Below are 13265 nucleotides of genomic sequence, written 5' to 3'. Positions count from 1 at the left end.
AACAAGTTCAGCATGACGAGTTAGATGTGGGGCCTAGCGAAAAGTCCCCCTACCGCTCCTTCAACCGCGGCATCAGGTCCACGAAATTGCAGGGGCGGAAGCGGTTGTCGAGTTGGCTTGCCAATATCCCGTCCCACGCATCTTTCACCGCGCCGGTCGATCCGGGCAGCGCGAAGATGTAGGTGCCGCGCGCGACGCAGGCGGTGGCGCGCGATTGGATCGTCGATGTGCCGATGGTCTGGTAGCTGAGCCAGCGGAAGAGTTCGCCGAACCCCGGTATTTCCTTGTCCTGCACACGCGCCAGCGCCTCGGGCGTCACGTCGCGCCCGGTAACGCCCGTGCCGCCGGTGGTGATGATGCAATCGACCTGTGGATCGTCGATCCATCCATGCAGGCGCGCGACGATGCTGTCCTTGTCGTCCCGCTCGATCCGGCGGTCCGCGACGATGTGCCCGGCGCGTTCAATCCGGTCGACCAGCGCGTCGCCCGACCTGTCTTCGGCAAGGCCGCGCGTATCCGATACGGTGAGCACGGCGATACGCACCGGCGTGAAGGCGACGCCTTCGTCAATAGGCACTGCTGACTTTACCCTTCGCACTCATCCGCACGAGGCTGGTCCCCTTGGTGCCGGGGAAGCGCGGCCACAGGCCCTGCGCCATGCCGGTCAGGCAATCCGCCGCCCCCTTCGCCTGAAGCTGATACATCCAGTAATTGCGCATCACGATATTCACATAAGCGCGGGTTTCATAATAGGGGACGCTTTCGATGAAGAGCAGCGGATCGCCGCCGTCCTTCACTTCGTAATTCCAGCGGCCGACTGGTGTTGGCCCGGCATTATATGCGGCCATGACCTTGGGCAGCAGGCCGCCGGTTTCCGGCATGTCGCGCAACTGTTCCAGATAGCGTTGCCCATATTCCATGTTGGTGGACGGCATATGCAGCTGCGCCATGCTGACGCTGCCGCCCGCGACATCACCGGCGGTGCCGGGGCGGACCTGCATCAGACCACGCGCGCCCGCACTGCTGACGGCATCGGCGCGGAATCCCGATTCCTGCAAGGTATGCGCGAAAACAAGGGCAGGATCGACACGCCATCCGCCGTCGGGTTTCCAGTCGGGTGCCGGATAGCGGGCGAAGCTGGCAGGCTGCTTTCCGGCCGGACCGTTATGCGCCAGCCATAGCTGCGTCTCGGGCAGACTCAGGGTGCCCGCCAGCCGCAGCAGCGCGTCATAATGCGCCATGCCGCCGATCCGCGCCTGATGCCTGAGCGCCATGTCGGCCTTGGCCTGGCGGCCGATCGCGGACAGCGTGACCGCAAGCCGGGCGTTGGGCACGTCCTTGAGTGCAGGGGGCAAGCCATCCTTGCCGAATGGCAATGTGTCGACCGCCGTGCGCGGGGTGAGGCCCAGGGTTTCGCGCGCGAGCAGCCCGTAAAATGTCTCGTCCGCCTTCGCCGCCGTTTTCAGCAATCCAGCCACGCGCGCCGGATCGCCGCAATTCATATAAGCGCGCGCCGCCCAATAGGCCCCGGCCGCGCGCATGTCCGCATTGCCTGCCAACGCCGCGACATTGGCGAAGGAAGCGCCCGATGCGCGGCAGTCATCCTGTCGCCAGGCCGCCAGCCCGATCGTCCAATGCGCCTGTACCGCCCAGTCGCCGCCGATATTGTCCGTCAGCGCCTGCGTCGCCAGACGGCGGGCATTGGCATCGTCATTCTCGATATAATAGGACCAGGCCACGCGCTGACGCCATTCGGTGCGGCCCTGGGGCGTCAGCATCGGTGCGACCGCCGCAATTTCCATTTCCGCGCCTGCGGGATTGTCCGCCTTGATCAGCGGCAACACCTTGGTGCCCAATGCCTGCGCGACCATGTCGGTCTTGACGGTGGCGATATATTCCCGGCGCGGGGCGGCACCCAGCCAGACGAGCTTCTGTACCTGCGGCAGAGCGGGCAACATCTGCGCGCCGCGCTTCTGCGCCAGACGGGCCAGCTGATCGGCCTGCGGCAACCAGCTTGCGGTGTTGATGAGATCGAGCAGATCGAACAGTTCGACACGCGGCGACGCCTTGGCGAGATACAGTTCCGCCAGAGCAAAGGCACGGACGGGATCGCGGCTGTCGAGCGCGGTGATCTGCGCCTTGGCGTCTGCCCATTGCTGCATATCCAGCGCCGCAAAGATGCTGCGGTATCGGGTTTCTATCGAAGCAGTCGTCTGCGCTTTGGCGGCAGCGTCAGGCAGGCCGGGAATATTTTCATGCGGATCGGCCGCATGCGCGGCAGCAGGCGCCATCACGGCCATGGCAAAAAGGGAAGCAAGCGTCACGCGGTTCATCAAGCCATGGCCTCTAGCAGGATTTGCATCGTTCGCCAGCATTGCGCCTTGGCCGAGGGGTGCTTCAACAAGAAGCGGGGATGCGCAATACCGATCGCGTCCACAGTGGCCCGGCCAAGGTTAAGGGCACGTAAACCAAGGGGATTTACAGGGTCAGCCATCGGTAAAAGCGCACGGCTCGTCTTGTCGCCGATCAGCATGACATGCTGCGGACCTACCAGCGCAACATGGTGTCGCATGCGTTCGGCAAGCGCCATGGCATCCTGATCGGATAGCAATCCGCCCGCCGGACGCGACACGGCAAGCGATGCAAGATAGACCGAATCGCGTGCCTGCCCGAGTGCGCCGAGCATGGCTTCGAACAGCCGTCCCGCCTCTCCGCTCAGCAATTTTCCCGTCGCCAGATCGTCTGCATCAGGAAAATCGGCAATCACCATAAGCCTTGGCGCAGCCGTTCCGGCAGGAAGAACGCGACGCGCCTGCGCGTCCAACTGCGGCCATTGCGCCTCGACTAGCGTGGTGTCGCGGGCCAGCCAGGCGTGAAAGGCATCAAGCGTTTCGGGCATCAGCGCGCGCGCCGACGCTACGTCAGCCAGAGGCGCGTGGACGGGTGCAGACGAGGCCGCCGCATCCCGCCCGGCAATTGGCGCAAGCCAGTTGACTGGCGTTTCCGACACTGTGTGACTGACACCGGCAAGCGCCCACCAGTCGATCAACGACGCCGCGGCACTTTGTGCTCTATCCACCCCCATCATGTCCATGCTCCTAGCTTGGCGCAGAGGTTGACGAGGCGGTCAAGAATAGCCATCGCCCGATCTGTCAGGACGTTTTTCAAAAGCGACGATTGGATGACAGGCGCCATGCCGTGCAGGGCCACGCGCCTGAGAGGAGAAGAAGGATGAGTGACCGGGAATCGATGCCGTATGACATCGTGATCGTAGGCGGCGGTCCCGCTGGGCTGAGCGCGGCGATCCGCCTGAAACAGCTTGCGGGCGAAGCGGGCACGGACCTCGCCGTCTGCGTTCTGGAAAAAGGCTCCGAGATCGGCGCGCATATCCTGTCTGGCGCGGTGATCGATCCCAAGGCGCTCGACGAACTGCTGCCGGACTGGCGCACGTCGGGATGTTCGCTTGCGGAAGTTCCGGTGACGGACAACCGGCACTGGATGCTGAGCGAAAAGGGGCAGTTTTCCATGCCCCATCTGCTCCTGCCGCCGTTCATGAACAACAAGGGCACCTATACCGGATCGCTGGCTAATCTGTGCCGCTGGCTGGCCGAGCAGGCCGAGGCACTGGGCGTAGAGATTTTCCCGGGCTTCGCCGCCGCCGAAATCCTGTACAACGACGATGGCTCAGTGAAGGGTGTCGCGACCGGCGACATGGGTATCAGCCGCGAAGGCGAGCAGAAGGCGGACTATCAGCCGGGGCTGGAACTCCACGCCAAATATACCTTTTTCGCCGAGGGCGCGCGCGGGCATCTCACCAAAATCCTCAAGAGGCAGTTTGCCCTGGATGCCGATTGCAGCCCGCAGGTCTATGGCCTGGGCATGAAGGAATTGTGGGACATCGACCCGGCGAAGCATCAGCCGGGCCTCGTCATCCATACGCAGGGCTGGCCGCTGACCGATGCCTATGGCGGCGGCTTCCTCTATCATCAGGCCAACGGGCAGGTCGCCTTGGGCTTCGTCGTCGGCCTGGGGTATCGCAACCCGCATCTCTATCCGTTCGAGGAGTTCCAGCGGTGGAAGCAGCATCCGTCCATCCGGCAATATCTGGAAGGCGGGCGGCGCGTATCTTATGGCGCGCGGGCGATCAACGAAGGTGGCTGGCAGTCGGTGCCCAGGCTAGACTTCCCGGGCGGCGTGCTGATCGGCTGTTCCGCCGGTTTCGTGAACGTGCCCCGGATCAAGGGCACGCATACCGCCATGAAATCGGGCATGCTGGCCGCCGAAGCCGCGTTCGCCGCCGTGCAGGCCGGGCGCGAGAGCGATGCGCTCTCGACCTATGATGCGGCGGTGCGGTCGAGCTGGATTGCCGACGAACTCACACTTGTGCGGAATGCCGAGCCGCTGCTGGCCAAGCTGGGCAACAGCATCGGCACGGTGCTGGCTGGCATCGACATGTGGATGCGGACGCTGAAGATCGGATTGCCCTTCACCCTGAAGCACAAGCCCGATCACGAGAAGCTGTGGCGCAAGGAACATTGCCACGCCATCGCCTATCCCAAGCCCGATGGCGTCATCAGCTTTGACCGCTTGTCCTCGGTTTTCCTGTCGAACACCAATCATGAGGAAGACCAGCCGGTCCACCTGCAACTCAAGGACCCGTCCGTTCCGATCGCTTACAACCTGCCGCTCTATGATGAACCGGCGCAGCGATACTGCCCGGCCGGGGTTTACGAAGTGGTGGGGGAAGAAGAGGGCAATCCGCGTTTTCAGATCAACGCGCAGAATTGCGTTCACTGCAAGACTTGCGATATCAAGGACCCGACGCAGAACATCAACTGGGTAACACCGGAAGGCGGCGGAGGACCGAACTATCCCAATATGTAGGCGCCCGATCCTTTTCCTCGGCCTGGCCGTGCTGGCTTTTCCAGTTGGTGCGGACGCTGTGGTCGACACGCCTGCCCTGCATGCCTATGCGCGGGCGCGTCTGGCGGATGCCGACGGGGCAGGGCGGATCGCCGTCGATGGCTATGCCACGGCGCTTGCCGCCGATCCGGGCAATGCCGTGCTGGCACTGCGATCCTATCGGCAGGCGATGGAGGCGGGGGATCGGGTGCTCGCGGTGAAAGCGGCGCGGGTACTGGACTCTGCCGGTGTGTTGCCGCGCGACGCCGTGCTGCTGCTGATCGTCGAGAGCCTGTCGCGCAAGGACTGGGATAATGCCCGCGCCCTTGCCGATCGATTGGAAGCCGAAGAAACGTTCGCCTTCCTGGCGCCCTATGTCGCAAGCTGGGTGTCGGTGGCCGATGGCCCCTATGCGCCGCCGGAAATCGATACAAAGAGCGCCTTTGGCGCACTCGCCGGACGTTATCGGGACGAACATGTCGCGCTTCAGGCGCTGGCGCGGGGGGATGTGGATGCGGCGCGCCCGGCCATCGCGCGCGCCTTGTCGCTGCGCACCGACGTTCTGCCTGGATTGCGCGTTGCTCTGGCGCTGCGCCTTGCCGCGCTTGGCCAGCGGGCGGAGGCGGACAAGCTGCTCGATCTTGCAGAGCCGGGACTGGCCCCTGCGCAGGCCCTGCTGGCGAATGGCGCGCGTATCACGGCCCCTCCGATGACGCCGCAGCAGGGCATGGCGCGCCTGCTCTCCCGCCTCGCGGCCGATGTCGGTGAAGGCGACAGCCGCACATTGGCGCTCAATCTTGCGCGGCTCGCCAGCTTTGCCGATCCGGCTAGCGACGAGATGCGGGTAGGCATTGCGCGCGAGCTCGCGGCGTCCGGCCTGTACGAACCGGCGATAGCCGAAGCGTCGAAAGTGCCGCCGCGCAGCCTGTGGGCGGCAGCGGCGGATGCTTTGCGGATCGCGGCGCTGGCACAGGGCGGGCAGCAAAGCGAAGCGCTGCAACTGGCGCGCGCCGCCACGACGCGGGACGGCGCGACGGCCGCCCAATATCTTCAGCTTGGCAATCTGCTGGCCGATGCCGGGCAATTCGGGGATGCAGCCGACGCCTATCGCGCGGCGCAGCGCCTATATCCCGATGGTACGGTGCCCTGGTCGCTCCATCTGCTCGAAGGCAGCGCGCTCGAACGCGGCGGGCGCTGGGACGAGGCGAAACGGGCGTTGACCCGCGCTGCGGAACTGGCCCCGCAAGAGCCGGTTGTCCTCAACTATCTGGGCTATGCGCAGGTAGAACGGCGGCAGAACGTCCCCGCCGCCTTGGCGCTGCTGCGCAAGGCGAGCGCGCTGCGCCCGGACGATCCGTCGATTTCCGATTCGCTGGGCTGGGCGCATTTCGTGGCGGGTGACGCGAAAAGCGCGATTGCCCCGCTGGAAAAGGCGGCATCGGGCGCGCCGGACGATGCCACGATCAACGAACATCTGGGCGATGCGCTATGGGCGGTCGGCCGTCGGTTCGAGGCGCGCTATGCCTGGGCGGCGGCGGGGCTGTTTGCCGAGGGACCGGCAGCGGATCGGATCAATGCCAAGGCAAAGGCGGGCTTTCGACCGGAGCTTGCCGCCCCTTGACCGCCTTTCCATCTGCTGCCCTGTCCGAGGTCGCCTATGCCAAGATCAACCTTGCGCTCCATGTCAGGAGGCGTCGGGACGATGGCTATCACGACATTGAAAGCCTGTTCGCCTTCGCCGAGGATGGCGACCGGCTCCATGCCGTTACCCGCGACGACGGCCAGCTTTCGCTGACGATCGATGGGCCTTTCGGTGCCGGGTTGGATAGCGGTGCTGACAATCTGGTTGTGCGCGCGGCCCATGCCCTGAAGAACGCATTCAACATCACTGTCGGCGCGGCAATTCACCTTAACAAGCGTCTGCCCGTCGCCTCGGGGATCGGCGGCGGATCGGCGGATGCGGCGGCGGCATTGCGGATGCTGGCGCGGCTGTGGGCCATCGATCGGCCTATGCATGCTCTGGCCGCCACGATCGGATCGGATGTACCGGCCTGTCTCGTCAGCCGAACGCTGATGGGTACGGGGCGCGGCGAAGCACTGGATCTGTGTGCGATCGACGGGCTGGGCGGCATGCCGTTGCTGCTCGTCAATCCCGGCATCGGCCTTTCGACCGCGCCGGTGTTTGCGGGATGGGATCGGGTGGATCGTGGCCCGCTCGTCGCCGATACGCTCGACGCCCTGATCGCGGAGGGACGCAACGATCTCTATCCTCCCGCTGTTGCGCTCGTTCCGCAGATCGGTGCAGTTCTGGAGAGCCTTGCCGCGCAGCCCGGCGTCCGCCTGGCGCGCATGTCCGGTTCTGGCGCAACCTGCTTTGCGCTGTTCGATGATTCTGCGCAGCGCGATGCCGCCGCTGCGGCCATGCCTGCCCATTGGTGGACCTTATCGAGCAGGGTGCGCGCCTGATGACAGTTCCCTTCACGCTGATCCCTGCGCGCGATTCCGACGTGCTGATCGTCGCCGATCATGCGTCGGCCCATGTGCCCGACGATATCGACCTTGGCATCGATCCGGCCTTAATGGACAGCCATATCGCCATCGACATCGGCGTGGCGCAGGTCGCCCGCATGTTGTGCGCGCGTCTCGGCTGCGGCGCGATACTGGGCGGCGCCTCGCGCCTGGTGATCGATCTCAACCGGGAGGAAGATGCGCCGGGCCTGATCCCGTTGGAGAGCGATGGCCATGTGATAGCGGGCAATGCCGGTGTCGATCGGCAGGCGCGGATCGATCGCTTCTATCGGCCCTATCACGCGGCGGTCACGCAGGCGCTGGACGGGATGGCGCGGCCGTTCATCCTGTCGCTGCACAGCTTTACGCCCGCCCTGTCATCGCGAGACGAGGACCGGCCCTGGCACGTCGGCGTTCTCTACAATCGCGATGACCGCGCCGCCCGGATCGCGATCCCGATGCTTGCGCGTGCAGGACTGCACGTTGGCGACCAGTTGCCTTATTCCGGCACGATCCTCAACGCGACGATGAACCGCCATGCGGAGGCGAGGGGCATTCCTTATCTGGGGGTGGAGATGCGCCAGGATCTGACGGGCGATGCATCCGGGCAGGCGCGTTTTGTCGATTATCTGGCGCCCGTGATCGAGGCATGCCGCAACGCCCTTGCGTAACGGCCTGCTTTTTGGAAAGAGGCGCGCGCACAGAAGGGCCGATCATGACACATAATTTCGACAAGTCGAAGCTCCCCAGCCGCCATGTTTCGGTCGGGCCGGAGCGCGCGCCGCACCGCAGCTATTATTATGCGATGGGCCTGACCGAGGAAGAGATCGCGCGGCCCTTCGTCGGGATCGCGTCCGCCGGTAACGACAGCGCGCCGTGCAATACGACGCTCAATGCGCAGGCAGACGTGTGCCGCGACGGTGTGAACCGCGCGGGCGGCATGCCACGCCGGTTCAATACGATCACGGTAACCGACGGCATCGCCATGGGGCACCAGGGGATGAAATCCTCGCTCGTCAGCCGCGAAGTCATTGCCGATTCGATCGAATTGTCGATGCGCGGCCATTGTTACGACGCGCTGGTGGGCTTTGCCGGGTGCGACAAGTCCTTGCCGGGCATGATGATGGCCATGCTGCGTCTCAACGTGCCGTCGATCTTTGTCTATGGCGGGTCGATCCTGCCTGGGCGCTTTCAGGATCGCGACGTGACGGTCAAGGACGTGTTCGAGATCGTGGGGAAATATGCGGCCGGCAATTGCCCGCTCAAGGAACTGACCGATCTGGAAAAGGTGGCCTGTCCGGGGCATGGCGCGTGCGGCGGGCAGTATACCGCCAACACCATGGCCTGCGTCGGCGAAGCGATCGGACTTTCGCTGCCCAACAGCAACATGGCCCCCGCGCCTTATGCGTCGCGCGCCGACATTGCGGTGGCAGCCGGGGAGCAGGTGATGGAACTGTTGGCGCGCAACATTCGCCCGCGCGACATATGCACCCGCGAAGCGTTCGAAAATGCCGCGCGCGTCGTCGCCGCGACGGGCGGATCGACCAATGGCGGCCTGCATCTGCCCGCCATGGCGCATGAAGCGGGCATCGCCTTTGACCTGTTCGATGTGGCCGAAATCTTCAAGACGACGCCCTATATCGCGGACCTTCAGCCGGGCGGTCGCTATGTTGCGCGCGACATGTATGAAGCGGGCGGCGTTTACATGCTCATGAAGACCTTGCTCGATAATGGTCTGCTGCATGGCGACTGCATGACCGTGACCGGCAGGACGCTTGGCGAGAATATCGCGGAAATCACCTGGAACCCCGACCAGAAAGTCATTTATGACGTCAAGACGCCACTCAGCCCCACAGGCGGCGTTGTCGGCCTGCGCGGCAGCCTGGCACCCGATGGCGCGATCGTGAAGGTGGCAGGCATGGCGCGCCTGCAATTCACCGGCCCTGCGCAGGTGTTCGATTGCGAGGAGGAATGCTTCGCAGCGGTCGAGGCCCGGCAGATACGGGAGGGATCGGTGATCGTCATCCGCTATGAAGGGCCAAAGGGCGGCCCCGGCATGCGCGAGATGCTCTCGACCACCGCCGCGCTCTATGGCCAGGGCATGGGCGAGAGTGTGGCGCTCATCACCGACGGGCGCTTTTCCGGCGCGACGCGCGGTTTCTGCATCGGGCATGTCGGGCCGGAGGCTGCGGCAGGCGGGCCGATCGCGCTGGTGGAAGACGGCGACATCATTGCTATCGACGCGGAGGCCGGGACTATCGATCTGCATGTCGAGGAGGCGGTGCTCGCCGCGCGCCGCGCCGCATGGCAGCCAAGGGCGCACGATTATCAGTCCGGTGCGCTATGGCGCTATGCACAAAATGTCGGACCGGCCTATCAGGGTGCTGTCACGCATCCGGGAGGGAGCGCCGAAACCCATGTCTATGCGGACATTTGACCGCGCGGCGCTGATTGCGCTGCTGATAGTGACGGCGTGCGACGAGCAAAATGCGTTGCCGCCGCCCGATCCGAAGGCACCCGATACGGTGCCCTGCCGCTTGGGCACCGCTACGGCCATGGCTCCGCTATGTCGCCGGGAGAATGAAGGGGACAGGATCGTCATCCGTCATCCCGACGGCGGCTTTCGCCGGTTCGTGGTGGTGGATGACGGACGCGGTATCGTGACGGCGGATGGTGCGGATGCCGCCAAGGTCGAAGTGCTCGACAAGGGCAGGATTCGGGTGATCGTGGGGAACGACGCCTATGAATTGCCTGCCACTTTCGTAACGCGCCCATGACCGGTGCTGCCATTCTGTCGGCCGCAGAGATGCGGGCGGCGGAAGCGGAACTGTTCGCTACGGGCATCCCTGAATATGATGTGATGGAACGCGCGGGCGCTGTCGCCGCAGCGTTGATATGGCGCGTGGGCGGGTTGCGCGACACGCTTGTGCTGTGCGGGCCGGGCAATAACGGTGGTGACGGGTTCGTCATCGCCCGCCTGTTGCGCACGCAGGGCGTGCCGGTGCGCGTGGCCACGACAGGTGACAGTCGCACCCCTTCGGCAAGACAGGCGCGGATGCTGTGGGACGGGCCGGTGGACGATATTGGCGATACAGCGCCCGCGACGCTTCTGGTCGATGCGCTGTTCGGAACGGGCCTCACCCGTGGCATCGACGACGCTCTCGCCAGCCGATTGCGATCGCTGGCCGGGGCCGCACGCAAGTGCTTTGCTATCGACCTTCCAAGCGGCGTCAGTACCGATGACGGCGCATTGCTATCCGTCCCGCCGCATTACGATATGTGCATCGCTCTCGGCGCGCTGAAGCCTGCGCATGTGCTGGCACCCGCTGCAGACCTTTCCCGTCAGATTGTCTGTGCGGATATTGGCATCGACACCAGCAGCGCGATGACTCGCCTTCTTGGGCCGCCCATCCTTCACGCCCCGGCGCGGGATGCGCATAAATATACCCGCGGCCTGGTCGCGGTTGTCGCAGGCGATATGCCAGGTGCAGCGGCGCTGGCCGCCTGCAGCGCGGCGCACGGCGGGGCGGGCTATGTCCGGTTGGTTACGCCGCACCCCATATCGGGCCTGCCGCATGCGATAATCCAGATAGCCGATCACGAACCCGACAGCCGGAACGCCTTGTCCGATGCGCGGATCGCCGCTCTTCTGATCGGGCCAGGGCTGGGACGGGGCGCTGCCGCAGTCGCGCGAGTGCGGGCTGCACTGACTCATGGACATCCCGCCGTCATCGATGCCGACGCTTTGCTGGCGTTACGGGAAACGGGTTTCGATCTATTGCCTGGCAAAGCTATCCTCACCCCGCACATGGGCGAGTTCGATGCGCTGTACGGACAGGTATCTGGAACTTGGCTCGCCCGGGCTCAGGAGGCGGCGCAGCGTTCCAAAGCGGTCGTCATTCTCAAAGGTGCGCGGAGCATCATCGCGGCTCCAGACGGCCGCATCGCGGTATCGTCGCCCGCATCGTCATGGCTGTCGACTGCAGGTACGGGCGACGTTCTTGCCGGGTTATGTGCTGCGCGGCTGGCGGTGACAGGCGATCCTTTTCGGGCCGCATGCGAAGCGGTATGGCTCGACGGCGACGCGGCGCGCAGGGCGGGCGCGGCGTTTGTGGCCGATCAGTTGATCGCTGCCCTGCCAGCAGCTATCGCCGCGCGCCTCTCGAAAGGATCATCGTGCTGACAGATCCCGATCTTGTCGTTCGCCTTGCCGCAAAGGGCGACGGCGTAACTGCGGATGGGCGGCATGTGCCGATGAGCGCGCCGGGAGACCGTCTGGAACCTGGCGGCGGGGCGGGCCTGATCCGCGGCGCGCATCATGTCGATCCGCCCTGCCGCCATTTTCCCTTGTGCGGCGGTTGTCAGTTGCAACATGTCGACGACCCGAGCTTTGCCGATTTCGTGCGAGATCGGGTGACGGGTGCTCTCGCGGGACAGGCTGTTGCCGCGGGCGTGGTCCATCCGGCCCATGTCTCTCCGCCACACAGCCGCCGCCGCGCTTCGCTGCGCGCCGCGCGCTTCGGCAAGGCACTGCATCTGGGCTTTGCCAGCGAAGGTAGCCACCGGATCATCGACATGATGATGTGCAGCATCCTCCATCCGGCACTGTTCGCGCTGGTCGCACCGTTGCGCGCCCTGTTGCACCCGATGGTGGGGGATCGCCGCGCGGTCCATGCGCGCATGACGCTGACCGACCGAGGCGTGGACCTTGTGCTGGAAGGTGTCGATGCGGAGGGTCTCGCCGCGACGGAGATGCTCACCCGTTTCGCGCAGGACAATGGTCTGGCGCGGCTGACCTTGGATGATGGCTATGGCCCGCAAACCCGGTGGGAGCCTGATCCCGTAACCGTCAGTTTCGGCGGGGTGGCGGTGCCCTTTCCGCCTTTCGCGTTCCTGCAGGCAACCGCGGATGGCGAGGCGGCACTGGTCGGGGCAGTGTGCGATGCCCTTGCGCCTGCTGCCCGCTGGGCGGATCTGTTCGCGGGTCTTGGCACCTTTGCCCTTGCCCTGGGGGAGGGGAAGGCGGTCTACACTGCGGAAGCCGCCCGCGATCTCGTGTTGGCGCTCAAGAGCGGCGCCAATCGGTCCGGTCGCCGACTTGCCGTCGATCATCGTGATCTGTTCCGCCGCCCGCTGATGCCCGAAGAGATCGACCGGTTCGATGCGATCCTGCTCGATCCGCCCCGCGCGGGCGCGCGCGAGCAGGTGCTGCAACTGGCGCAGGCGAGCGTGCCCGTTATCGCCTATGTCTCCTGCAATCCCGGCAGCTTTGCGCGCGATGCCAAGCTGCTGGTCGAAGGTGGCTATATTCTGGAAAGCGTCCAGCCGGTCGGTCAGTTCCGCTGGACCACGCATGTGGAGTTGGCGGCTGTGTTCCGTCGCGTCTGACGGCTGTTATGGATGCATGTGCAGCGCCGCGATCAGCGCATGCAGGCACAGGCCGAAAAGCGCCGTGGTGGACAGCACGAACAACAGCAATCGAACCGGAATGGTGTTTACCAGCGCCTGCCACAGGCTGTGCGCGATCCGCAGGCCGGTATAGGCCCAGGCAAGCCACAGGTTGAGCCCTTCGCCCTGACCCATGAGCGCGAGCATGATGACCACCGGATAGAACAGCGTCGGCTGCTCCATGAGATGCGCATAGTTGTGGGATTTCCAGGCGACCTTCGGCGGCACCACTTTGTCGAGATCCTGCCCGCGTCCGCCGACGATATTTTCCGGCTTCAGTTTCAGCTTCGCCATCGCGGGAAGGCGCGTGGCCACCAGCCAAAGCAGCATGATCATGCTCCACATCGCGAGCGCCGCTGCCGGGGCCAGTATCTGAAAAGTCATTTGTTGTTCCCTCTACATGGTAC

The 13265-nt window shown here is 64.9% G+C and carries 12 protein-coding genes; 8 read left to right on the top strand and 4 right to left on the bottom strand.

From position 1 onward, the window contains the following. Positions 1-49: 49 nt before the first annotated feature. Genes moaB through ENE74_RS10150 form a run of 3 tightly spaced genes read right to left on the bottom strand, consistent with a single transcriptional unit; the run spans position 50 to position 3088 of the window. On the bottom strand, positions 50-577 hold the full coding sequence (moaB, locus tag ENE74_RS10160) for a molybdenum cofactor biosynthesis protein B (protein ID WP_127690831.1): 528 nt from the start codon (positions 575-577) through the stop codon (positions 50-52). After that, positions 567-2333 (bottom strand): lytic transglycosylase domain-containing protein, encoded by a 1767-nt coding sequence (locus tag ENE74_RS10155; RefSeq protein WP_127690830.1) that lies wholly within the window; start codon positions 2331-2333, stop codon positions 567-569. Before ENE74_RS10155 ends, moaB begins: the two co-directional genes overlap by 11 nt. Continuing rightward, the gene (locus tag ENE74_RS10150; protein WP_164847444.1) at positions 2333-3088 is read right to left on the bottom strand and encodes a uracil-DNA glycosylase family protein; all 756 of its coding nucleotides are present in this window, start codon (positions 3086-3088) and stop codon (positions 2333-2335) included. Before ENE74_RS10150 ends, ENE74_RS10155 begins: the two co-directional genes overlap by 1 nt. A gap of 143 nt (positions 3089-3231) precedes the next feature. On the opposite strand from ENE74_RS10150, the gene ENE74_RS10145 reads away from it, so the two are divergent. Genes ENE74_RS10145 through ENE74_RS10110 form a run of 8 tightly spaced genes read left to right on the top strand, consistent with a single transcriptional unit; the run spans position 3232 to position 12798 of the window. Further along, the gene (locus ENE74_RS10145; RefSeq protein WP_127690828.1) at positions 3232-4884 is read left to right on the top strand and encodes an electron transfer flavoprotein-ubiquinone oxidoreductase; all 1653 of its coding nucleotides are present in this window, start codon (positions 3232-3234) and stop codon (positions 4882-4884) included. 58 nt (positions 4885-4942) lie between these two features. Next, positions 4943-6523 carry a tetratricopeptide repeat protein gene (locus tag ENE74_RS18500; RefSeq protein ID WP_127690827.1) on the top strand — a complete coding sequence of 527 codons (1581 nt, stop codon included), beginning with the start codon at positions 4943-4945 and terminating at the stop codon, positions 6521-6523. After that, the gene (locus tag ENE74_RS10135) at positions 6520-7368 is read left to right on the top strand and encodes a 4-(cytidine 5'-diphospho)-2-C-methyl-D-erythritol kinase (protein WP_241241937.1); all 849 of its coding nucleotides are present in this window, start codon (positions 6520-6522) and stop codon (positions 7366-7368) included. Before ENE74_RS18500 ends, ENE74_RS10135 begins: the two co-directional genes overlap by 4 nt. Continuing rightward, entirely contained in the window at positions 7368-8081 is a 714-nt protein-coding gene (locus tag ENE74_RS10130; RefSeq protein ID WP_127690825.1) for an N-formylglutamate amidohydrolase, read from the top strand. The genes ENE74_RS10135 and ENE74_RS10130 overlap by 1 nt, the downstream gene beginning before the upstream one ends. Before the next feature lie 44 nt (positions 8082-8125). Beyond that, a complete protein-coding gene (ilvD, locus tag ENE74_RS10125; RefSeq protein WP_127690824.1) occupies positions 8126-9847 on the top strand; it encodes a dihydroxy-acid dehydratase in 1722 nt (573 codons plus the stop codon). After that, the gene (locus tag ENE74_RS10120) at positions 9828-10187 is read left to right on the top strand and encodes a hypothetical protein (RefSeq protein ID WP_127690823.1); all 360 of its coding nucleotides are present in this window, start codon (positions 9828-9830) and stop codon (positions 10185-10187) included. Before ilvD ends, ENE74_RS10120 begins: the two co-directional genes overlap by 20 nt. After that, complete coding sequence (locus ENE74_RS10115) at positions 10184-11593, top strand: NAD(P)H-hydrate dehydratase (RefSeq protein ID WP_127690822.1); 1410 nt, start codon at positions 10184-10186, stop codon at positions 11591-11593. The genes ENE74_RS10120 and ENE74_RS10115 overlap by 4 nt, the downstream gene beginning before the upstream one ends. Continuing rightward, a complete protein-coding gene (locus ENE74_RS10110) occupies positions 11584-12798 on the top strand; it encodes a class I SAM-dependent RNA methyltransferase (RefSeq protein ID WP_127691164.1) in 1215 nt (404 codons plus the stop codon). The genes ENE74_RS10115 and ENE74_RS10110 overlap by 10 nt, the downstream gene beginning before the upstream one ends. A 6-nt stretch (positions 12799-12804) precedes the next feature. On the opposite strand, the gene ENE74_RS10105 is transcribed toward ENE74_RS10110, so the two are convergent. Further along, the gene (locus tag ENE74_RS10105; RefSeq protein ID WP_127690821.1) at positions 12805-13242 is read right to left on the bottom strand and encodes an MAPEG family protein; all 438 of its coding nucleotides are present in this window, start codon (positions 13240-13242) and stop codon (positions 12805-12807) included. Positions 13243-13265: the final 23 nt, after the last annotated feature.

The organism is Sphingobium algorifonticola (assembly GCF_004005485.1).
GTDB classification, from domain to species: Bacteria; Pseudomonadota; Alphaproteobacteria; order Sphingomonadales; family Sphingomonadaceae; genus Sphingobium; species Sphingobium algorifonticola.
The sequence above is the reverse complement of the archived record's forward strand: the minus strand, read 5'-3'. Positions and strand labels throughout refer to the sequence as shown.